Here is a 21,272-nt window from a genome sequence, read left to right as displayed (position 1 = left end):
CTACTCCCCGCCCCGGCGGCCGGGTTTCTCCCCGACGGCTCTGATCTCGGCAGGGGTCGGGGCCTTCGACGCCTCGTGCTGGGCCCGGGCGGCCATGGCCAGATCGCCCTCGATGTACTCGGTGGTGGCCTCGACCGTGCCATCCATCGACTTCTTCGTGCGGGCGGCCATGAACCTGATCTGCTTCTGGGTGTCGCCGATGAAGTTCACCACCGAGGCCCCCACCGGCCCCGACGGTGCCTCACCGCAGTACGGGCCGCTGATCGTCCCCGCCCACAGCGCGGCGTCCTCCACGCTCTCGCCGTAGCCCTTGACGCCCTTGCTCAGGTCCTCGGCGGCAAGTCCCACCAACGACAGAACGGACTGCACCCCGCTGGGCCTGATGTCCCACCCCGTCACGCCATCCCCCTGCGTCCCCCGGCCGATACGTCTCGTCGACTGCGACCGGCGGCGCGTACGTCGCCGGTCGCAGGACCTCCATCTGTATCAAGGAGGTCGTCGCAGTTGCAACGCATTTCGAGTCGGATGCGTGCCGGATCGGATGTGTGGCGTTATTTGGCCGGGTGGGGTGGCGGGATTTGTGGGGGTGGGGGTGGCAATGGTGTTTGCGGTCGGGAAAGGGGTGTCGCGTTTCGTGCTATTGCTTCGCGGAGCCCGCCCGGGCCGACCGGATCACGCCCGCGGCGGCGATCAGGAAGCCGACGCCCATCAGCATGCACAGCGACCAGGCGATGGACGGCAGGGGGCGGGTGCCGAGGAACAGGGGGGCCACCGTGACCAGTGTGGACAGCGCGCCGATGAAGAAGACGATCGCGCCGATCCGGACCAGCCGGTCGCCCGCGCCAGAAGGTGTAGTACTCACCCCGCCAGGGTAGTTCCCGGGGGCGGCGAACCACCCCGGGGCCACCGGCGCGCGAAGCAGGCGCCGTTTCCGGACAGCAGTCCGGATGACCAGGCTTGACTAGGGGTACTCCTCCTGTGGAGGCTGCTGCCAGCAGGGGAGCAGCACCACTGGATGGCCTGACCTGCTGAGGCTTGTTCCGGCACACGGGTTGAGATGGGGTGCGTGCTTTGCCGACTGGCAAGGTCAAGTGGTTCAACAGCGAGAAGGGCTTCGGCTTCCTCTCCCGCGACGACGGCGGCGACGTCTTCGTGCACTCCTCCGTGCTGCCCGACGGTGTCGATGCCCTCAAGCCGGGCCAGCGCGTCGAATTCGGAGTCGTCGCGGGCCAGCGGGGGGATCAGGCGCTCTCGGTGGCGGTCCTGGACCCGACCCCGTCCGTCGCGGCCGCGCAGCGCCGCAAGCCGGACGAGCTCGCGTCCATCGTGCAGGACCTGACCACCCTGCTGGAGAACATCACGCCGATGCTGGAGCGCGGCCGCTACCCCGACAAGGCGGCGGGCAAGAAGATCGGCGGCCTGCTGCGTGCCGTCGCCGACCAGCTCGACGTCTGACCGGCTCGACGCCTGACCAGTTCGGCGTCCGATCAGTTCGATGTCTGACCAGTTCGATGTCTGAACGGCGGCCGGTGCCGGTACCCGGAGCCCGGGTTCAGACGAACGACAGCGCGTCCGGGCCGAGGGGCGGTACCAGTCCCTCGGCCGCCGCGCGGGTCAGCAGGCCGCGGATCGCCGCGTAGCCGTCCTCGCCGAGGTCGGCCGTGAACTCGTTGACGTACAGCCCGATGTGCTGGTCCGCCACGGCCGGGTCCATCTCCTGGGCGTGCTCCAGCACATAGGGCCGGGACGTCTCCGGGTCGTCCCAGGCCGCCCGTACCGAGGCGCGCACCGAGTCGGCGAGCAGCTTCAGGGTGGCGGCGCCCAGCGACCGCCTGGCGATGATCGCGCCGAGCGGGATCGGCAGACCGGTCGTGTCCTCCCAGTGCCTGCCCATGTCCGCGAGGTTGTGCAGCCCGTAGTCGCGGTACGTGAAGCGGGCCTCGTGGATGACGAGACCGGCGTCCACCTTCCCGTCGCGCACCGCGGGCATGATCTCGTCGAACGGCATCACGACGACCTCGCCGACACCGCCCGGCACCTTCTCCGCGGCCCAGAGCCGGAACAGCAGGTACGCGGTGGAGCGCTCGCTCGGTACGGCGACGGTCTTCCCCGTCAGGTCGCCGTCCGCGTCCTCCCGGGTGAGGACGAGCGGGCCGCAGCCCCGTCCCAGCGCCCCGCCGCATGGCAGCAGCGCGTACTCGTCGAGCACCCAGGGCAGCACCGCGTACGAGACCTTGAGGACGTCGAGCTCGCCGCGCTCGGCCATCCCGTTGGTGATGTCGATGTCCGCGAAGGTGACGTCGAGGGCGGGCGCGCCGGGGATCCTGCCGTGCGCCCAGGCGTCGAAGACGAAGGTGTCGTTGGGGCAGGGCGAGAAGGCGATCCGCAGCGGGTCAGGAGTCGTTTCGGTCATGGTGGATCCAACCTTCCAGTACGGGTGCGAGCTTCCCGAACGCGTCGGTGAGCGCGGTCAGCGCGTCGCCGATGCGCCAGGCGTCGCGGTCGCGCGGGCCGACGGCGTTCGAGACGGCCCTGATCTCCAGGACGGGCACGCCGGCGAGGTCGGCGGCCTCCGCGACCCCGAAGCCCTCCATGGCCTCGGCGGCGGCCCCCGGATGCGCGGCGAGCAGGGCGGCGGCGCGTTCGGCGCTGCCGGTCACGGTGGAGACGGTGAGGACCGTGCCGGTGGCCGCGCCGGTGGCGGCGGCCGCGGCCCGTACCAGTGACCGGGGCGGGATGTGCAGGACCTGACCGAAGCCGAGCCCGGTGACGGGCACGAAGCCCTCCGGGGTCTCGGCGCCCAGGTCCGCCACGACGATGCGGCCGGCCACGACGAGGGAGCCGACCGGTGCGACCCCGGCGAACCCGCCGCCGATGCCGGCCGAGATCACCAGGTCGTAGCGGTCCGAGGTCAGGCCGAAGGCGGTCGAGGCCGCGGCGGCGGCCGGTCCCACGCCGCCCGCGAGGACGTCGAAGGGGCCCGCGCGATGGATCTCCGCGCCCCGGACGTGGAACACCGATGTCCCGGACCGGCCCTCGAACGCGCGCGTGACCGCGTCCCGTTCTGCCGGGACAGCGGTCACGACGAGCACGTGCACGAAGGAGTCCTCCGAGGTCAGGAGGGGTTTACGGGGTGAGCGGAGGGAAGGCGGGAGGGCGGGCCGTGCCGGGCACGGCCCGGGGTCAGGAGGTCTTCTTCAGCTCGAAGTGCCAGATGCCCGTGAGCTTCTTGCCCTTGGTCTCCACGATGCTGATCTGCGTCTTGTTCGTGGTCTCGCCGGTCTGACTGGAGAAGAAGGCGCTGCCCGGGATCGACCGGTAGGTCTTCTTGTACGGCTCCTGCTCGGCCTGCTGGCCGTTGATGAACAGGGTCCAGCCGTTCTCGGCGATCTCGGGGTCGACGCCGAAGCGGACCTTGTCGTCCATCGCCACCTCGACGGACTTCTCCGCCTTCTTGTTGAGGCAGCCCTTGATGTCGGCGGTCTTGAGGGCCTCGCCGTCGTTGTAGCAGGAGGCCTCGGAGCTCACCGAGTTGCTGCCGACCGTTACGGTCGCGAGCGGCGTCGGCTTGTCGCAGGCGGAGAGGACGAGGAGTCCCGCGGAAACGGCACCAAGAGCGACGCCGATTCGACGGCCCTTACCGGAGAAGAACGCAACGGTCATGAGCCGAAGGCTATCGGTCGCCCCGGCTCACGCCACGCGGGGGTGCGGCGAGCCGCGTCGCGCGGTGCTCAGCAGGCCCCGTACGGACGTGGCGGCGCCGAGGGCGAGGATGCCCGCGGCGACCGACATGCCCAGTACGCCGTTGAGGGGGAGGGAGATGCCGATGCCGCCGCCGACCACCCAGGCCATCTGGAGCGCGGTCTCGGACCGGGCGAACGCGGAGGCGCGCACCTCCTCGGGGACGTCGCGCTGGATCATCGCGTCCAGCGACAGCTTCGACAGGGCCAGGGTGAAGCCCGCGGTGGCGCTGAGCACGGCGACCATGACCGTGCCGAAGAACAGCGCGGCGAGCACCGTGACGCCCAGGGCCAGGGCCAGCATCGCCACCACGATCACCTCGGGGCCGCGGCTGCGCAGCCAGGAGCCGACCGCGGTGCCCAGGGCGTTGCCGGCACCGGCCGCCACGCCCGCGATGCCGAGCGAGACGGCGGCGCTCTGCCCGGCGAGCGGGTGCTCGCGCAGCAGGAACGCCAGGAAGAAGATCAGGAAGCCGGAGAGCGCGCGGTGCGCGGCGTTGGCCTGGAGGCCGTTCAGCACGGACGGCCCCACGGACCGCAGCCCCGGCCGCCGCTCCCCGTCGTTCCGTTCCTCGCGCCGTGCCCACCGGGGGCGCTTCCGGGCGGTCCTCCTCCCGCCGTTCCGTCCCGTACGGCCCGGGGTGCTCGGGGAGACCGCCACCCCGTGCGGCGGCACCAGCCGGGCCCTCCGCTCGCCCTTCGCGGAGTCGACCTCGTGCGGCAGCGTGAAGGCGAGGACCGTCCCGCCGAGGAAGACCGCGCACGCCCCGTACAGCGGCCAGCCGGGCCCGGCCATCTGGAGCGCCGCCCCGACCGGGGCGGCGGCGCCGGTGGCCAGGAGCCCGGCCAGGGTGACCCGGGAGTTGGCCTTCACGAGGGAGAAGCGCGGCGGCAGCAGGCGCGGCACGACGGCGCTGCGCACCACCCCGTACGCCTTCGAGCAGACCAGTACGCCCAGCGCGGCCGGGTACAGCTCCAGGCCGCCGGTGGCGACCGCGCCCGACATGGTGAGCGCGAGCACCGCGCGGGCCAGCATCGAGGCCGCCATCGCGGCGCGGCGGCCGTGCGGCAGCCGGTCCAGGAGCGGGCCGATCACGGGGGCGAGGAGCGCGAAGGGCGCCATGGTGATGGCGAGGTAGAGGGCGACCCGGCCGCGGGCCTCGTCCGTCGGCACCGCGAAGAACACCGTGGAGGCGAGCGCGACCGTGATCATCACGTCGCCCGCGCCGTTCACCGCGTGCAGTTCGATGAGCTTGCCTAGCCCGGACTCGCCCGCGCCGTGGGCGTGCGTCGCCCTCCGGATGCCCCTCGCGGTGCCGGTGAACGGTGCGTGGAGGGCATGACCGATCGCCCGGCCCGCCCTGCGGAGCGGGCCCGGCCCCTCGTGCGACCTGGCGGCAGCCACCCCGTCATAGTGCCCCAGCCGCGGTGGCGGCGAACCGGCATCGGCGCGGGGCGCGGCGCACTCCGCCCTGTCGGGCCAGCGGTTCGCGCCGGTCGGGCGCGCCCGGCGCGAACCGGGGCCACCGGCGGATCACGAGCCCCCGGAGTCACCCCGGAACCACCCCCGAGCCTCTCCGGAACGGCCCGTGCACGGGCCGTGCACGGGGGTGCGGGCCGTGGCGCGACAGGGGTGCGGCACCGGGCCCGGCAACCGGACGCGGCACGGAGCGCGGCATCGGACACGGCACCGGATACGGCCTTGTTTGGGACGGGCAGGTGGGCGGGGGGCGAGAGAGGGGGTAGCGTGCGTAGCGCGCCACCGGCGGTTGACCTCGGCCGCGCGCCTCTCGGCGATCCCGCAGAATGGATGGCAGAAGGTGCGCCCGAGGCAGGCAGCAACGGGTGTGGACGTCGACGCGGCCCCCAGGTCCGCTCCGCCCGCATCCGTCATGGCCGGACCGATGGATGTGCAGGCGCGCTCGTGAGACTGGCGTAGGAGAGAAGCGAGACCTGTGAGTGCTGCGACGACGCGAAGCCGTACGGCCCGTACCCCCGCACCCGACCGTCTGTGCGCCGAGGCGGTCGACCTCGCCCGCGCGGCGGCCGAGGAGGCGGCCGCGCCGGGGGTAGTCGGCGAGCATGCGGGCGTGATCTCCGAGGGGGACCGGGTCGTCACGCACTTCTTCGAGTGCAAGGAACCCGGCTACCGGGGCTGGCGCTGGGCGGTGACCGTCGCCCGCGCCTCCCGCGCGAAGAAGGTCACCCTCGACGAAACGGTGCTGCTGCCCGGCAGCGACGCGCTGCTCGCCCCGGAGTGGGTGCCGTGGAGCGAGCGGCTGCGCCCCGGCGACATGGGGCCCGGCGACCTGCTGCCCACCGAGGCGGACGACATCCGCCTGGAGCCCGGCTACACCGGCGAGGAGGAGCCGCCGCCGAACTCCGCGGTCTCCGAGATGTCGCACGAGATGGCCGACCTCGTCGACGCGGAGGACGCGGAACTGACGACGCGCCCCACGACGACGGGCCGGGGTTCGATCGCCGCGGTCGCCGAGGAGCTCGGCATGCGGCGGGCGCGGGTGCTGTCCCGGTACGGGCTGCACACGGCGGCCGACCGCTGGGACGAGGCGTTCGGGGCGAAGACGCCGATGGCGCAGGCGGCCCCCGCCTCGTGCATGACCTGCGCGTTCCTGGTGCCGCTCGCCGGTTCGCTGAAGCAGGCGTTCGGGGTGTGCGCCAACGAGTTCGGTCCGGCGGACGGGCACGTGGTGTCGCTGTCGTACGGCTGCGGCGGGCACTCGGAGGCGGCGGTGATGCCGAAGCCGCCGAAGCCGGCGCCGCACGCGCTGGACACGATGCAGGTGGACGAGTACCCGCTGCGGCCCGCCCCCGACTCCGGCTCGGTCCCGGCCGAGGCGGACGCGCCGACGGAGGACCTCGGCCACTCTTAGGCGGTGGCCGGGGGCGACGGGGTTCCCGCAGGGGTGGTTCTCCGCGGCTGCGGGGTGCTCCCGCGGACCGGTTCCGTCCCCGGATGCCCGGACGGGTCCGGGAGCGATAACGGGCGTGATGCCGGGCGGCCGGGGCTCCCCGGGGCCGCCGTGGCGCCAGGGGCATCGGGCCCGCCCGGGGAGTCGGTTCCGTCCCCGGATGCCGGCCGGGCCCGATCGTGCCGCCCGCCCGGCGGTTCGCCGCCATGGACCCGAACCGGCCTGTGCGCTGTCCGGCGCCCCCGCCCGACGAGAGGACCCGGTACCTTCGGGCGCACACTTGGCGGCACGGGCAACGCACAACCGGAAAGAGCGGAGTCAGAGCGTGAGCATGAATGCGACCGAAGGGGCCGATCCGTTCGGGACCGCACGGCTGCGCCGCGGGGTGCTCGACGCCTGGGGCGCCGGCCCCGCCAGGTTCCGCGAGGACGCCAACGCCGAGGAGGACCTCGCGCTCGGCGGCTACCGCGACCGCCTCGTCGTCGAGCTGGCCCAGAACGCCGCCGACGCCGCCGCCCGCGCCCGGGTCCCCGGCCGGCTCCGCCTCACCCTGCACCCGGCGACCGTGGACAACCCCGCGCTCCTCGCCGCCGCCAACACCGGCGCCCCGCTCGACGCCACCGGCGTGGAGTCCCTCTCCACCCTGCGCGCCTCCGCCAAGCGCGAGGGCCACGAGGGGGCCGTCGGCAGGTTCGGCGTCGGTTTCGCCGCCGTGCTCGCGGTGAGCGACGAGCCCGCCGTGATCGGCCGGCACGGCGGCGTCCGCTGGTCCCTCGCCGAGGCCCGCGACCTCGCCGCGCGCACGGCCGTCGCCAGCCCCGGCCTCGGCGACGAACTCCGCCGCCGCGACGGCCACGTACCCCTGCTGCGGCTCCCACTGCCCGCCGAGGGCACCGCACCCGACGGCTACGACACCGTCGTGGTCCTCCCGCTGCGCGACGGCGGCGCCGAGGACCTCGTCGTCAGGCTGCTCGACGCGGCCGACGACGCGCTGCTCCTCACCCTGCGCGGCCTCGATGAGATCGTGATCGAGACCCCGGACGCCGTACGCACGCTGCGCCGCTCGCAGCACGGCCCGTACGTCCACGTCGAGGACTCCGCGCACGGCACGACCCGCTGGCGCACCGTCACCCACCACGGCGCCGTCGAACCGGAACTCCTCGCCGACCGGCCCCGCGAGGAACGGCTGCGCCCGCACTGGTCGGTGACCTGGGCGGTCCCGGTGGACGCGGAGGGCGCCCCGGCCCGCCCCCGCACCGCCCCCGTCGTCCACGCGCCGACCCCCACCGACGAACCCCTCGGCATCCCCGCGCTGTTCATCGCGTCGCTGCCGCTCGACACCAGCCGCCGCCACTTCGCGCCGGGGCCGCTCACCGACTTCCTGGTGCAGCGCGCCGCCGACGCGTACACCGAGCTGCTCGCGGGCTGGCAGCCGGTCTCCGTCGACACCATCGACCTCGTACCGGGACCGCTCGGCAGGGGCGAACTGGACGGCGCCCTGCGCGGTGCGATCCTGGAACGGCTGCCGCGTGTCGCGTTCCTGGCCCCCGCCGTCCCGCGCGACACCACCGCCGACGCGGGCCGCTGGGACGGCTGGGAGGAGCGGGCGGACGGCGTCGACGACCCCGCGGCCACCGCCGCGCTGCGGCCCATCGAGGCCGAGGTGCTGGAAGGGGCCGGCGCCGAGACCGTACGGGTGCTCGCCGAGGTCCTGCCGTGTCTGCTGCCCGCCGGGCTGGAGCGCCGCAGCGAACTGCGCACGCTCTCCGTCGCCCGGGTCCCGCTGACCGAGGCGATCGACCGGCTGGCCGGCCTGGAGCGCGAACCCCGCTGGTGGCGGCGGCTCTACGACAGCCTGTCCGGCGTCGACCCGGACCGCCTCTCCGGCCTGCCCGTACCGCTCGCCGGAACCCCCGGGGCGGACGAGGCGCCCACGACGGACGGGGCCGACGGGGCGGCACAGGCCGGTCCCGTACCCGTGCCCCGCACCACGATCGGACCCCGCCAGGTCCTCCTCCCGCTCCCCGACGCGCTCACCGGCCCGGTCCTGGAACGCCTCGCCCGGCTCGGGCTGAAGGTCGCCCACCCGGACGCCGCCCACCCGCTGCTGGAGAAGCTGGGCGCCCTGCCCGCCACCCCGCGCGCCGTGCTGACGACCCCGCAGGTGCGGGCCGCCGTCGCCGGATCGCTGGACGCGGGCGAGATCTGGGACGAGGACGCGCTGGACGTCGACGAACTCGCCGAGACCGTCCTCACCCTCGTGCGGGAAGCCGAACTGGCCCCCGGCGACGAGCCCTGGCTCGGCGCGCTCGCCCTGCCCGACGAGGACGGCGAACCGGCCCCGGCCGGGGAACTCGTGCTGCCGGACAGTCCCTTCGCGTCCGTCATGCGGGAGGGCGAACTGGCCCTGGTCGACCGGGAGCTGGCCGGCCGCTGGGGCGAGCAGCCGCTCACCGCCTGCGGCGTGCTGGCCACGTTCGCCCTCGTACGGGCCACCGACGTCGTCCTGGACCCGGACGAACTGGAGCCGCGCGAAGGCGACTTCGCCGAACCCGACGACGCCGGTCTGCTCGACGCCGTCGACGTGTGGTGCGAGGACGTCCTCGACCAGCTGCCCGACACCCCCGTACCGCCGGTCGCCACCGAGCTCGTAGCCGTCCGCGACCTCGACCTCGTCGACGACGACGCCTGGCCGCAGGCGCTCGCCATGCTCGCCCGGCCGCCGCTGCGGGACGCCCTGACCCAGCCGGTGCGGGTGCTGCTCCCCGACGGCACCACCCGGTCCGTGCGCCCGTACACCGCCTGGTGGCTGCGCGACCACCCGGTGCTCGACGGCCGGCGCCCCGCAGGGCTGCGCGCCGCGGGCGGCGACCCGCGGCTGGCCGGGCTGTACGACTCCGCCGACGCGACCGGCTTCGACGACGCCCAGGTGCTGCGCGCCCTCGGGGTGCGGACGTCCGTGGCCGCGCTGCTCGACGAACCGGGCGGCGCCGCCGAACTCCTGGGTCGGCTCGCGGACGAGGAGCGCCCGGTCGACCCCGTACAACTGCACTCCCTGTACACGGCCCTGGCCGACCTCGACCCCGAACAGGTCACGCTGCCCGACGAGTTGCGGGCCGTGGTGGACGGCGAGGCGCGGGTCGTGGACGCGGCGGACGCCGTGATCGCGGACGCCCCCGACCTGCTGCCGCTCGCCGCCGGGCTCCCGCTGCTGCCGGTCGCCCCGACGCGCGCGGCCGAACTCGCCGAGCTGTTCCAGGTGCGGCGGCTCGGCGACAGCGTCGAGGCGGAGGTGACGACGGAGGGCGAGGAGCACCGCGTACCGGAATCGGTGCGGGTCCTGCTCGGGGCGGGCACGCCGGACGTGTACGTCGAGCACGGCGAGCTGCGCGCGGGCGGCGTCGAACTCGACTGGCGCCGCACCCCCGACGGGACCGTGCACGCCGCCACGCTGGAGGGCGTCGCGGCGGGGCTGGCCTGGGCGGCGGGGCAGTGGCCGCGCCGCTTCGAGGTGGCGGCGCTGCTGGAGGACCCGTCCCGCACGGAGGAACTGGCCAGGGACCGCTGGTTCGACTGACGACCGGTCACCCCGCCGCCGGCCGGGGCGGCGGGGCGGGCGGTCGAGGCCGCCGGAACACGGGTACGGGCGCCGTCAGTCGGATCTTCGCAAGAAATTCAACTTGGTGTACAACCCTTCACACGTGTCACTGGTCTGGTCTGTCGAGTCAGCAGACTCAACAGACCGAACCAGCTCCGCCCGGAGCACATCACGTGCCCGCGGAGCTCTTTCTCCACTGGGGAAATACATGCGTATTCGCGCCACTGTCGCTGCCGTTACCGGCGCGCTGGCCCTGTCTGCTCTGGCTGTTCCGGTTGCCCAGGCGGGCGACCACTCCGCGTCGGTCCCGAACAAGCCGACCTCGGGTGCCGAGGCCTTCGGCATCACCGCCCGGGGCGCCGCCAAGGCCGCCGCGGCCACCGCCGCCGACGCCGCGGAACCCGTCATCTCCAAGGTCGTCGTCAACGGCGGCAAGGACATCGTCCTGGGCACCACCGCCACGAAGACGATCTCCATCTCGGTCACGGCCTCGCACGCGACCGGTGTCGTCGACGCCTACGCCGACCTGTGGCACGGCACGGACCCGACGTCCCCGGACACCATCGACGGCGCCATCCTGCCGAACGAGGACGTGTCGACGTGCACCAAGGTCAACGCGACGACCTCGACCTGCAAGCTGACGTTCACGATCGACCCGCGCTACGACCTGTACAAGAACTCCCTGGCCGGCACCTGGCACGTCTCCGCGGGCGCGCTCGCCGGTAACCAGACCGACGTCGCCTACACCGACTTCTACGGCAAGGCGCGGGTGCAGCGGCTGTCGAAGCTGACGGTCAACGCCGCGCCGGAGCCGGTGAAGAAGGGCGGGACGATCACGGTCACCGGAAAGCTCTCGCGGGCCAACTGGGAGGACTACAAGTACCACGGCTACGCCGGTCAGGCGGTGAAGCTGCAGTTCCGCAAGAAGACCAGCTCGACGTACACCACGATCAAGACGATCAAGACGAACAGCACCGGCAACCTGAAGACCACGGTCAAGGCCTCGGTCGACGGTTACTGGCGCTACAGCTTCGCCGGTACGTCCACCACCCCGACCGTCACCACCGCGGGCGACTTCGTCGACGTGAGGTAGTCCCACGGTCCCGGAGCGGGGCCGACCGGCCGCCTCCACGGCCACATGTGAACAGCGGGATCCCTGCCGGGGATCCCGCTGTTCGCGCATCGGCCCGTGCACTCCCGTGCACTCCCGCGTGCTCCCGTACGTTCCCGTGCGTTCCCGTCCGGCCCCGTCCCGGGGCCCTCCTCACGGAGAAGCCCATGCGCATACGTACCACCGCGACCGCCGCAGCCACCGCCGTCGTGGCCTCCGGCGCCCTGATCCTGTCCGCCCCCGCCGCCCCGGCGGCGACGGCCGGCCCCGGATCCCTCGACCCCGGCGCGCCCGGCCCCGTGGTCTCCGAGGCCCTCGTCAACGGCGGCAAGGACATCGTCCTGGGGACGACGGCGCCGAGGACCGTCACCGTCTCGGTCACCGCCTCGCACCCCTCCGGCATCGAGACCGGCTGGCTGATGCTGTGGCACGGGAAGGACCAGGAGGAGGGGCTGGAGGCCGTACTGCTGCCGAACGAGGACGCGGCGACCTGCCGGGCCGCGAGCGTCACCACCAGCACCTGCTCCCTCACGATCACGGTCGATCCCCGGGCCGACCTGTACAAGAACTCCCTGGCGGGCACCTGGCACGTCCTCGCGGGCGCACGGGCGAAGGACGGCTCCCTGACCTCCAGCGACTTCTTCACCACGGCGCGGGTGCAGCGGCTGTCGAAGCTGACGGTCGACGCCGCGCCGGAGCCGGTGAAGAAGGGCGGGACGATCACGGTCACCGGAAAGCTCTCGCGGGCCAACTGGGAGGACCACAAGTACCACGGCTACGCCGGTCAGGCGGTGAAGCTGCAGTTCCGCAAGAAGACCGGCTCGACGTACACCACGATCAAGACGATCAGGACGAACAGCACCGGCAACCTGAGGACCACGGTCAAGGCCTCGGTCGACGGTTACTGGCGCTACGGCTTCGCCGGTACGTCCACGACTCCGGCCGTCACCACCGCGGGTGACTTCGTCGACGTGAAGTGACGGTGAGGGGGGCGGCACCCCGGGCGCCGCCCCCTCACCGCACCGGCGTCACGCCGGGAAGCGCCTGCCGACCAGTCGCCAGGTGTACTCCAGGACGACCGCGGCCACCACCGAGATGCCCACCGCGGCCCACGGCATCGTCGTCCCCACCAGCTTCAGCGCGAAGAACTCCTGCAGCCACGGCACCACCAGCACGATCAGGAACGCCAGCCCCATCGCCGCGACCAGGCAGATCCGCCACCAGGTGTACGGGCGGGCGATGATCGCCAGGACCCACATCGAGACCAGGAACAGCGTGAGCGTGGCCACGCTGGTCTCCGCGTCCAGGGCGCCCGGACCGGTGTAGTGATGCCGGGCGATCAGGTACGTCGTGAAGGTGGCGGCCGCCGCGATGACGCCCGAGGGGATCGCGTACCGCATGACCCGGCGCACGAAGTGCGGATGCGCCCGTTCCTTGTTCGGGGCGAGGGCCAGGAAGAACGCGGGGACGCCGATCGTCAGCGTCGACAGCAGGGTCAGGTGGCGCGGCAGGAACGGGTAGTCGACCTGGGTGCAGACCACCAGGACCGCCAGCAGCACCGAGTAGACGGTCTTGGTGAGGAACAGGGTGGCGACCCGGGTGATGTTGCCGATCACCCGGCGGCCCTCGGCGACGACGGACGGCAGCGTCGCGAAACTGTTGTTCAGCAGCACGATCTGGGCGACGGCCCGGGTCGCCTCGGAGCCCGAACCCATGGAGACGCCGATGTCGGCGTCCTTCAGCGCCAGGACGTCGTTGACGCCGTCGCCGGTCATGGCGACGGTGTGGCCGCGGGACTGGAGGGCGGCGACCATGTCCCGCTTCTGCTGCGGGGTGACCCGGCCGAAGACCGCGTTCTCCTCCATGGCCGTGGCCATCTCGTCGGGGTCGGTGGGCAGCCGGCGCGCGTCCAGGGTGTGCTCGGCGCCCGGCAGGCCGAGCTTCCCGGCGACCGCGCCGACCGAGACCGCGTTGTCGCCCGAGATGACCTTCGTGGCGACCCCCTGCTGCGCGAAGTAGGCCAGGGTCTCCTCGGCGTCGGGCCGCAGCCGCTGCTCCAGGACGACCAGCGCGCTCGGCACGGCCCCCTCGGTGGTGTCGCTCCCCTCGACCCCGTCCCGCGCGCGGGACAGCAGCAGCACCCGCAGGCCCTGCTCGTTGAGCTGCTCGATCTCGGCGAGCGCCGGGTGCTGTTCGGGCAGCAGCACGTCGGGGGCGCCGAGCAGCCAGGAGGACTCCCGGCCGCCGCCCTCGTCGAACGCGGCGCCGCTGTACTTGCGGGCCGAGGAGAACGGCAGCGTCTGCGTGCACCGCCACCGCTCGCCGTCCGGGTAGGCGTCGGCGATGGCCTGCAGGCTGGCGTTGGGCCGGGGGTCGGACGAGCCGAGGGCGCCCAGGACGCGTTCCAGGTAGGCCCGGTCCGTGTCGCCGAGGGTGCGGACCTCGCTGACGTCCATGCCGCCCTCGGTGAGGGTGCCGGTCTTGTCCAGGCAGACGACGTCGACCCGGGCCAGCCCCTCGATGGCGGGCAGCTCCTGCACCAGGCACTGCTTGCGGCCGAGCCGTACGACCCCGATCGCGAAGGCGACCGAGGTGAGCAGCACGAGCCCCTCCGGGATCATCGGCACGATGCCGCCGACGGTCCGGGCGATCGACCCCTTGAAGTCGTTGTCCTTGACGACGAGCTGGCTGATCACCAGACCGATCGCGGTCGGCACCATCATCCAGGTGACGTACTTCAGGATCGTGGAGATGCCGCTGCGCAGCTCGGACTGGACGAGGGTGAAGCGGGACGCCTCCTCGGCGAGCTGCGCGGCGTAGGCCTCGCGGCCGACCTTGGTGGCGGTGAAGGCGCCGCCGCCCGCGACGACGAAGCTGCCGGACATCACCGGGTCGCCGGGGTGCTTCAGCACCGGGTCGGCCTCGCCGGTCAGCAGCGACTCGTCGACCTCCAGGCCGTCGGCCTCGGCGACCGTGCCGTCCACCACGACCTTGTCGCCGGGGCCCAGCTCCACGAGGTCGCCGAGGACGATCTCGGAGGTGGAGATCTCGGCGGCGACCCCGTCGCGCCGCACCGTGGGTTTGGCCTCGCCGATGACCGCGAGGCTGTCCAGGGTCTTCTTGGCCCGCCACTCCTGGATGATGCCGATGCCGGTGTTGGCGACGATCACGAAGCCGAAGAGGCTGTCCTGGATCGGCGCGACGAACAGCATGATCGCCCAGAGCACGCCGATGATCAGGTTGAACCGGGTGAAGACGTTGGCCCGGACGATCTCGCGCAGCGAGCGGGACGAGCGGACCGGTACGTCGTTGACCTCGCCGCGGGCGATCCGCTCGGCCACCTCGGCGGCCGTCAGACCGCGGGTGTTCACGGCCGGTCCGGGAAGGTCCACCGGGTGGACCGGGTCCAGCTCGGCCCCGGCGTCGATCATCGCCGGACTGATGGAACCGGTGGAACCGGCGGGGCCGGGGGGTCCGGCGGAGCCGGCCGAGCCGGTCGTCTCGGGAGGCTGCTCGCCGAAGGAGTGGGGTGCCCGGTGCGTCATGGTTCCGACGGTACGGGTGGATGGTCCGGTTCACCCACCGGGTGGTACGAAGATCAGACCGGGGGAGGAGACGAATGGTCCCGTGGGTGGACGAGGACCCCGACGGCGGATGCGGGACGGGCGTGCGCCGGTCCGGGCGCGGGCGTGCGCGGGGCCGGGGTGGCGGGTGTGCGGTGGTCCTGGACGACGGGTGTGCGCGGGCCCCGGACGGTGGGTGCGCGGCCCGGCGCGGTGAGGGCGCGCGCGGGTGTCAGGGGCGTGCCGGTGTCAGGAAGCGGAGCCTTCGGCGGTGTCGCCCGGGTCGGCGGCGGCCGCCGCGGCGGCCCGCTTGATCGCGGCGTCGCGCCCCCGCACGTACCAGATGCCGATCAGCCCGAGCCCCGCACCGGCCAGGCAGGTCCACAGCCACCACAGGTGGCCGTGGTCGTCGAACCAGCCGTAGAACGGGAGCTGGACCAAGAAGAGGACGAACCAGAGGATCGTGCCGCCGGTGATGGTGGCGACGACGGGCCCCTCCAGGGGCTCGGGTGCCTCGTGCTTCGGTGTCCACTTCGCCATGGGCTCAGTGTATGGGGCCGTCCAGGACCCCCTCCCGAGCCCTCCGTCCCGTCCCCGCACCCCCGGTGGCCCAAGGGTCTACGCGCGGAGATAGCGATCTTTGCTTTATGTATTCATACTGAATCTGCTTAAGACTGTCTCGATTTATTCGTGTGAAAGTCCAAAGCTGACCATATTTAACCCCCCTCTCTGCACGTCTGAGGTCATACATGTCCCCCTCGGCCACCGCTCCGGTCGACTCCAAGCAGCCCTCGGCCCAACAGCCACATGGCGCGCTGGATCGTTTCTTCAAGATCTCCGAGCGGGGGTCGTCGGTCGCGCGCGAGATCCGCGGCGGATTCGCCACGTTCTTCGCGATGGCCTACATCATCGTGCTGAACCCGATCATCCTCGGCAGCGCGAAGGACATGTACGGCCACCAGCTCGACGGCGGCCAGCTGGTCACCGCCACCGTGCTGACCGCCGCGTTCTCCACGCTCCTGATGGGCGTCATCGGCAACGTGCCGATCGCGCTGGCCGCGGGCCTCGGGGTCAACACCGTCGTGGCGCTCCAGCTCGCCCCCCGGATGAGCTGGCCGGACGCGATGGGCATGGTCGTCCTCGCGGGCTTCGTGGTGATGCTGCTGGTCGCGACCGGTCTGCGGGAACGCGTCATGCACGCCGTGCCGACCTCGCTCCGCAAGGGCATCGCGATCGGCATCGGTCTGTTCATCCTGCTGATCGGTCTGGTCGACTCGGGCTTCGTCTCCCGCATGCCGGACGCCGCGCACACCACCGTGCCGCTCCAGCTCGGCGGCGACGGCCACCTCAACGGCTGGCCGGTCCTCGTCTTCGTCCTCGGCACGCTGCTCACCCTCGCGCTGCTCGTCCGCAAGGTGCCGGGCGCGATCCTGATCTCCATCGTCGCGATGACGGTCGTCGCGCTGATCATCAACGCCGTCGCCGACCTGCCGGCCGGGGCGTGGGGCCTGACCGTCCCGGAGTGGCCGGGCAACCCGGTCGCCACCCCGGACTTCGGGCTGGTCGGTCAGGTCAGTCTGTTCGGCGGCTTCGGCAAGGTCGGGCTCCTCACCGGCATCCTGTTCGTCTTCACCGTGCTGCTGTCCTGCTTCTTCGACGCGATGGGCACCATCCTCGGCGTCGGCGACGAGGCGAAGCTGACCGACCCGGAGGGCAACTTCCCCGGCATCAACAAGGTGCTGTTCGTGGACGGCATCGCGGTCGCCGCGGGCGGCGCGAGCTCCTCCTCCGCCACGACCTGCTTCGTGGAGTCCACGGCGGGGGTCGGCGAGGGCGCCCGCACCGGCTTCGCGAGCATCGTGACGGGTGCGCTGTTCACCGGCGCGCTGTTCCTGACGCCCCTGGCGACCATGGTCCCGTCGCAGGCGGCCACCCCCGCGCTGCTGGCGGTGGGCTTCCTGATCATCTCGGGCTCGGTGCGGGACATCGACTGGAGCGACTACACGCTCGCCATCCCGGCCTTCCTCGCCATGCTGATGATGCCGTTCACGTACTCGATCACCAACGGCATCGGCATCGGCTTCATCGCCTTCTGCGTGCTGCGGGTCGCGGCCGGGCGTTGGCGCGAGGTGCCGGTGCCCATGTACGTGGTGTCGGCGGTCTTCGTCTTCTACTACGCGATGCCGGCCCTCGGCCTCACGTGACCTCCCCGGTCCTGATCCCCGGGGCCTCCTGTGCCCCGTAGAACTTCTCCGTCTCGTCGACGGCCGCCTTGAAGCGCTCGTCGAAGTCATCGCGAATGAGCGTCCGGACGACATAGTCCTGGACGCTCATTCCGCGTTTCGCGGCATGCTGCCGGAGCCGGTCGAGCAGCTCACCGTCTATCCGCAGGCTGAGCACAGTCGATCCCATGGCAAGCAGGGTTACGGCCCCGGGCGTCGTTTCATGTCACTTTCCGGATTCGACTCACTCGTTCGGGTGAGCAATTGGGCGAAGTGCCGCTCGCGCGTGTAACACGAATGGTCTTTAGATTGGGTAATGAGTTACGCTAATAAACATGCCTGACCTGATCCACGACGGCGACAGTGCCGCCGCCGTGAGCTCCCTCCGCTCCGCCGTGATGCTGCTCAGCCGGCGCCTCAAGCACCAGCGCGTCGACGAGTCGCTGAGCCCCACCGAGATGTCGGTGCTCGGCACACTCGCGCGGTGCGGCTCCGCCACACCCGGCGAGCTGGCCCGCAAGGAGCACGTGCAGCCCCCGTCGATGACCCGAATCGTCGCGCTGCTGGAGGCGAAGGGACTGGTCAGACTGGAACCGCACCCCGATGACCGTCGCCAGAAGGTGGTCAGCCAGACCGAGCAGGCGGAAGCCATGCTCGAGGAGAGCCGCTCCAAGCGGAACGCCTGGCTGACCGCCCTCGCCGAGGGCCTGGACGAGGACGAGTGGGAGACGCTGCGCAAGGCGGCGCCCGTGCTGGAGAAGCTCGCCCACCTGTAGCGGGGCGGACCGCGCCGGCCCCGGCCGGCGCGCCGCCCGCACCGCCGCACCTCGTCAGTCAGCGAAACGTATACGCCCGAGGAGGCGAACCCCTTTGAGTACGGGATCCGGAGCAGACTCCGCCCCCGCACCGACCTCCACCCACGAGAGCAAGCCCGGCGGGACCTTCTCGTCGCTGAAGATACGCAACTACCGCCTGTTCGCCACGGGCGCCGTGATCTCCAACACCGGTACCTGGATGTCCCGCATCACGCAGGACTGGCTCGTCCTGAGCCTCACCGGGTCCGCCGCCGCCGTCGGCATCACCACGGCCCTCCAGTTCCTCCCGATGCTCCTCTTCGGTCTGTACGGCGGTGTCATCGCGGACCGCTTCCCGAAGCGGAAGCTCCTTCTGTTCAGCCAGGCGGCGCTCGGCCTCTGCGGGATCGCCCTGGCGGTCCTCACGCTCTCCGGCGTCGTCCAGGTGTGGCACGTCTACCTCATCGCGTTCCTGCTCGGCATGGTGACGGTGGTCGACAACCCGGCCCGCCAGTCCTTCGTGTCCGAGATGGTCGGCCCTGCGCAGCTGCGGAACGCGGTCAGCCTCAACTCGGCCAACTTCCAGTCCGCCCGGCTCATCGGCCCCGCCGTCGCGGGTGTCCTGATCACCACGGTCGGCAGCGGCTGGGCCTTCATGTTCAACGGCCTGTCGTTCCTCGCCCCGCTGGTCGGCCTGCTGATGATGCGCACGAACGAGCTGCACCAGGTGGCCGTCGTGCCGCGCGCCAAGGGCCAGCTGCGCGAGGGGCTGCGGTACGTCTCCGGGCGCCCCGAGCTGATCTGGCCGATCGTCCTGGTCGGCTTCGTCGGCACGTTCGGCTTCAACTTCCCGATCTGGCTCACGGCCTTCGCGGACGAGATCTTCCACGGCGGTGCCGGGATGTACTCGTTCTTCAACATCCTCATGGCGGCCGGCTCCCTCGCCGGTGCCCTGCTCGCCGCCCGCCGCCGCTCCTCGCGGCTGCGGATGCTGGTGGCCGCGGGCACCGCGTTCGGTCTGCTGGAGATCATCGCGTCCCTGTCGCCGTCCGTCTGGCTCTTCTCGCTCCTGCTGGTCCCGATCGGCATGATCGGCCTGACGACCAACATCAGCGCGAACACGAGCGTCCAGATGGCCGCCGACCCGGCCATGCGCGGCCGGGTCATGAGCCTGTACATGATGGTCTTCGCCGGTGGTACGCCGGTGGGCGCCCCGATCGTCGGCTGGATCAGCGACGCCTACGGGGTCCGTACGGGCATGGCCGTCGGCGGCGCGTTCTCGCTGGTGGCCGCGATCGGCGTCGGCATCGTGCTGGCCCGCGTCGGCGGCCTCCGCCTCCGCGTCGACCTGCGTCCGGGCCGCCCGCACGTCCGGTTCGTCCCCCGGGAGGAGCTGGCGACGGCGGCGTGAGCGGAACACCGCCCGCGCGGCGCCGCTCAGGAAGCGCGGCCCGTGCGGCGCGTGACACGGCCCCGACCGGTTTCCCCGGCCGGGGCCGTTCCGCGTACCGGGGGCCTTCGCCGTCGTGGGCCGGGGCGCGCCGGGGCGGTGCGACACTCGGCGCATGAGCCGTCTGAGACTCTTCGCCGCCGTGCTGCCGCCCGCTCCCGCAGTCGAGGAACTGCGCAGTGCCGTCGCCCCGTTGCACACGCTGCCCGGTGCCGAGGGCCTTCGCTGGACGGGGGTGCCCGGCTGGCACTTCACGCTCGCCTTCTTCGGGCCCGTGGACGAGGAACTGCTGCCCGAACTGGAGGCGCGCCTCGCGCGGGCCGCCCACCGCACCGACCCCTTCCCGCTGCGCGTCCACGGCGCCGGGCGGTTCGGCGGGCGGGCGCTCTGGGCGGGGGCCGCGGGCTCCCTCGACACGCTGCGGCTCCTCGCCGAACGCGCCGACGCCGCCGCCCGCCGCACCGGCATCCCCATGGAGGAGCACCGCCGCTACACCCCGCACCTCACCCTCGCCCGCAGCCGCCGGGCCGAGATCGACCTGCACCCCTGGACCGACGCGCTCGGGGGCTTCGAGGGCACCCCGTGGGAGGTCGGCGAGCTGTCCCTCGTACGCAGCAACCTGCCGGTCGCCGGGGTGCGGGGGGAGCAGCCCCGGTACGAGGTGGTCGCATCCTGGTCGCTGGGGAGCTGACGGCTGCGGTTACGCTCGGAGGGTGGATCCGAAGACCAGAAACCGCATCATGGCGGCCGCGCTCGTGCTGATGTTCGTCGTCGTCGCCGTGGCGGCCGCGGCCGGGGCGTGACGCGGCGGGCCCGCCGGCCCGGGTGCTGACACCCGGTTGCAGCGGGGGCGCCGCAGGCGGCCGAACCGGCGCCGTGGCCCCCGCAGCGGTCGGCGCGCGCCCGCCCGCCGACGGCTCATGCCCTCCGCGCGTGCCCCGCCCCGCCCGTTCCCCCTGCCCTCTCCGTTCCTCCCGTGCGACGAGCGCAGGCCCGCCGGGCCCGGCGGGGGACCCGTCGGCTCAGGGGGCGAGGGCCGCCGCGGTCTCCCGGGCGAACGCCTCCGGGTTGTCCAGCATGATGTTGTGCCCGCAGTCCGGGACCGCCACGACGCGTACCCCGCGCTCGACGAGCGCGGCCTCCCCGGACAGCGGCCCGTCGGCCGACGGACGCAGGAACGTGCGCGGGATCCGCAGGTCCAGCAGGAGCTCCCGCATGGTCGGCGTCGTCCCGCGGGCGAGGTTCACCGCGCTGCGGTACAGCGCCTCGGGGCCCGCCAGCCGCATGGTCGCCCACCAGAGCGGCCCCACCCGCTCGCGCGTCTCGGCCAGGCCGCCGGCCAGGAACTCCTCCTCCGTGTACGCCGCGATGCCGCTGCTGCCCGGCCGGCCGGGGGCGGGGGCGACCGGGTCCAGATTGGCGTCGACCAGGACCAGTCGTCCCACCAGCCTCGGATGGCGCGCCGCGAGCAGGACGGCCACCGCGCCGCCCATGCTGTGCCCGATCACGTCCGCGCCGTGCGCTCCGGCCGCCTCCATGGCCCTCGCCACCGCGTCGGCGTGCTCCTCCAGGGTGTAGCCGAAGTCCGTGGGGCGGTCGCTGATGCCGAAGCCGAGCAGGTCGACGAGGAGCGACCGGCCTCCGGCCAGCAGGGGGTGCGTCGCGCTCGCGGCGAAGTACGGGCCGGAGGAGGCACCGAGCCCGTGCAGATAGACCCGGTCGGAGCGGCTGCCGGGGTCTTCGGCGACCTCGCGATCACCGGCAGCCCCGGAGGTCCCGGTGGCCGCGACGGCCCCGGGGAGCTCCACCCACCTGATGCGCGCGCCGTCGCCCGTCACCCGTGCGTCGTGCATGACTTTCCTCC

At 72.7% G+C, this 21,272-nt stretch carries 19 protein-coding genes; 9 read left to right on the top strand and 10 right to left on the bottom strand.

Annotation, left to right across the window (positions count from 1 at the left end; translation table 11 throughout):
• Together ABZZ04_RS03540 and ABZZ04_RS03535 are read right to left on the bottom strand one after the other, a co-directional pair.
• The gene (locus ABZZ04_RS03540; RefSeq protein ID WP_356930518.1) at positions 1 to 399 is read right to left on the bottom strand and encodes a DUF6507 family protein; all 399 of its coding nucleotides are present in this window, start codon (positions 397 to 399) and stop codon (positions 1 to 3) included.
• A 238-nt stretch (positions 400 to 637) separates the two neighbouring features.
• On the bottom strand, positions 638 to 862 hold the full coding sequence (locus ABZZ04_RS03535) for a hypothetical protein (protein ID WP_148837230.1): 225 nt from the start codon (positions 860 to 862) through the stop codon (positions 638 to 640).
• Between the two features lie 209 nt (positions 863 to 1,071).
• Between ABZZ04_RS03535 and ABZZ04_RS03530 the strand changes: the two genes are divergently transcribed.
• The gene (locus ABZZ04_RS03530) at positions 1,072 to 1,455 is read left to right on the top strand and encodes a cold-shock protein (RefSeq protein ID WP_093540351.1); all 384 of its coding nucleotides are present in this window, start codon (positions 1,072 to 1,074) and stop codon (positions 1,453 to 1,455) included.
• A gap of 97 nt (positions 1,456 to 1,552) precedes the next feature.
• On the opposite strand, the gene ABZZ04_RS03525 is transcribed toward ABZZ04_RS03530, so the two are convergent.
• From ABZZ04_RS03525 to ABZZ04_RS03510, 4 genes are all read right to left on the bottom strand, one after another.
• Complete coding sequence (locus ABZZ04_RS03525; RefSeq protein WP_356930517.1) at positions 1,553 to 2,413, bottom strand: 1,4-dihydroxy-6-naphthoate synthase; 861 nt, start codon at positions 2,411 to 2,413, stop codon at positions 1,553 to 1,555.
• Entirely contained in the window at positions 2,394 to 3,098 is a 705-nt protein-coding gene (locus tag ABZZ04_RS03520) for a futalosine hydrolase (RefSeq protein ID WP_356930516.1), read from the bottom strand. Before ABZZ04_RS03520 ends, ABZZ04_RS03525 begins: the two co-directional genes overlap by 20 nt.
• 85 nt (positions 3,099 to 3,183) lie before the next feature.
• Positions 3,184 to 3,663, bottom strand: coding sequence for a DUF2771 domain-containing protein (locus ABZZ04_RS03515; RefSeq protein WP_356930515.1), 480 nt, complete (start codon positions 3,661 to 3,663; stop codon positions 3,184 to 3,186).
• Positions 3,664 to 3,690: 27 nt separating this feature from the next.
• The gene (locus ABZZ04_RS03510; protein ID WP_356930514.1) at positions 3,691 to 5,145 is read right to left on the bottom strand and encodes an MFS transporter; all 1,455 of its coding nucleotides are present in this window, start codon (positions 5,143 to 5,145) and stop codon (positions 3,691 to 3,693) included.
• A gap of 550 nt (positions 5,146 to 5,695) precedes the next feature.
• Between ABZZ04_RS03510 and ABZZ04_RS03505 the strand changes: the two genes are divergently transcribed.
• The 4 genes from ABZZ04_RS03505 to ABZZ04_RS03490 all read left to right on the top strand — a co-directional run bounded on the left by ABZZ04_RS03505 (position 5,696) and on the right by ABZZ04_RS03490 (position 12,359).
• A complete protein-coding gene (locus ABZZ04_RS03505) occupies positions 5,696 to 6,631 on the top strand; it encodes a DUF3027 domain-containing protein (protein WP_356930513.1) in 936 nt (311 codons plus the stop codon).
• A 370-nt stretch (positions 6,632 to 7,001) separates the two neighbouring features.
• Entirely contained in the window at positions 7,002 to 10,247 is a 3,246-nt protein-coding gene (locus ABZZ04_RS03500; RefSeq protein WP_356930657.1) for a molecular chaperone Hsp90, read from the top strand.
• Positions 10,248 to 10,476: 229 nt separating this feature from the next.
• The gene (locus ABZZ04_RS03495) at positions 10,477 to 11,361 is read left to right on the top strand and encodes a calcium-binding protein (RefSeq protein ID WP_356930512.1); all 885 of its coding nucleotides are present in this window, start codon (positions 10,477 to 10,479) and stop codon (positions 11,359 to 11,361) included.
• A gap of 185 nt (positions 11,362 to 11,546) precedes the next feature.
• A complete protein-coding gene (locus ABZZ04_RS03490; RefSeq protein ID WP_356930511.1) occupies positions 11,547 to 12,359 on the top strand; it encodes a DUF5707 domain-containing protein in 813 nt (270 codons plus the stop codon).
• A gap of 48 nt (positions 12,360 to 12,407) precedes the next feature.
• Here ABZZ04_RS03490 and ABZZ04_RS03485 read toward each other — a convergent pair whose 3' ends face one another.
• Positions 12,408 to 14,924: a cation-translocating P-type ATPase gene (locus ABZZ04_RS03485; protein ID WP_356930510.1), complete on the bottom strand. Its 2,517-nt coding sequence runs from the start codon at positions 14,922 to 14,924 to the stop codon at positions 12,408 to 12,410.
• 267 nt (positions 14,925 to 15,191) lie between these two features.
• A complete protein-coding gene (locus ABZZ04_RS03480; RefSeq protein WP_356930509.1) occupies positions 15,192 to 15,482 on the bottom strand; it encodes a DUF2530 domain-containing protein in 291 nt (96 codons plus the stop codon).
• Positions 15,483 to 15,691: 209 nt separating this feature from the next.
• On the opposite strand from ABZZ04_RS03480, the gene ABZZ04_RS03475 reads away from it, so the two are divergent.
• On the top strand, positions 15,692 to 17,146 hold the full coding sequence (locus tag ABZZ04_RS03475; RefSeq protein WP_356930508.1) for an NCS2 family permease: 1,455 nt from the start codon (positions 15,692 to 15,694) through the stop codon (positions 17,144 to 17,146).
• Here the strand turns inward: ABZZ04_RS03475 and ABZZ04_RS03470 are convergent.
• Positions 17,139 to 17,354 carry a ribbon-helix-helix protein, CopG family gene (locus ABZZ04_RS03470; RefSeq protein ID WP_356930507.1) on the bottom strand — a complete coding sequence of 72 codons (216 nt, stop codon included), beginning with the start codon at positions 17,352 to 17,354 and terminating at the stop codon, positions 17,139 to 17,141. The two genes, ABZZ04_RS03475 and ABZZ04_RS03470, sit on opposite strands and share 8 nt — an antisense overlap.
• Before the next feature lie 145 nt (positions 17,355 to 17,499).
• On the opposite strand from ABZZ04_RS03470, the gene ABZZ04_RS03465 reads away from it, so the two are divergent.
• From ABZZ04_RS03465 to thpR, 3 genes are all read left to right on the top strand, one after another.
• Complete coding sequence (locus ABZZ04_RS03465) at positions 17,500 to 17,940, top strand: MarR family transcriptional regulator (RefSeq protein WP_072485764.1); 441 nt, start codon at positions 17,500 to 17,502, stop codon at positions 17,938 to 17,940.
• A 94-nt stretch (positions 17,941 to 18,034) separates the two neighbouring features.
• A complete protein-coding gene (locus ABZZ04_RS03460; protein ID WP_356930506.1) occupies positions 18,035 to 19,369 on the top strand; it encodes an MFS transporter in 1,335 nt (444 codons plus the stop codon).
• 154 nt (positions 19,370 to 19,523) lie between these two features.
• Entirely contained in the window at positions 19,524 to 20,099 is a 576-nt protein-coding gene (gene thpR, locus ABZZ04_RS03455; protein ID WP_356930505.1) for an RNA 2',3'-cyclic phosphodiesterase, read from the top strand.
• A 331-nt stretch (positions 20,100 to 20,430) separates the two neighbouring features.
• Here the strand turns inward: thpR and ABZZ04_RS03450 are convergent, their stop codons facing one another.
• Positions 20,431 to 21,261 carry an alpha/beta hydrolase gene (locus ABZZ04_RS03450; protein WP_356930504.1) on the bottom strand — a complete coding sequence of 277 codons (831 nt, stop codon included), beginning with the start codon at positions 21,259 to 21,261 and terminating at the stop codon, positions 20,431 to 20,433.
• Positions 21,262 to 21,272 lie beyond the last annotated feature (11 nt).

Source organism: Streptomyces sp. NPDC006435, assembly GCF_040612315.1.
GTDB lineage: Bacteria > Actinomycetota > Actinomycetes > Streptomycetales > Streptomycetaceae > Streptomyces.
This window is presented reverse-complemented; position numbering and strand designations above follow the sequence as displayed.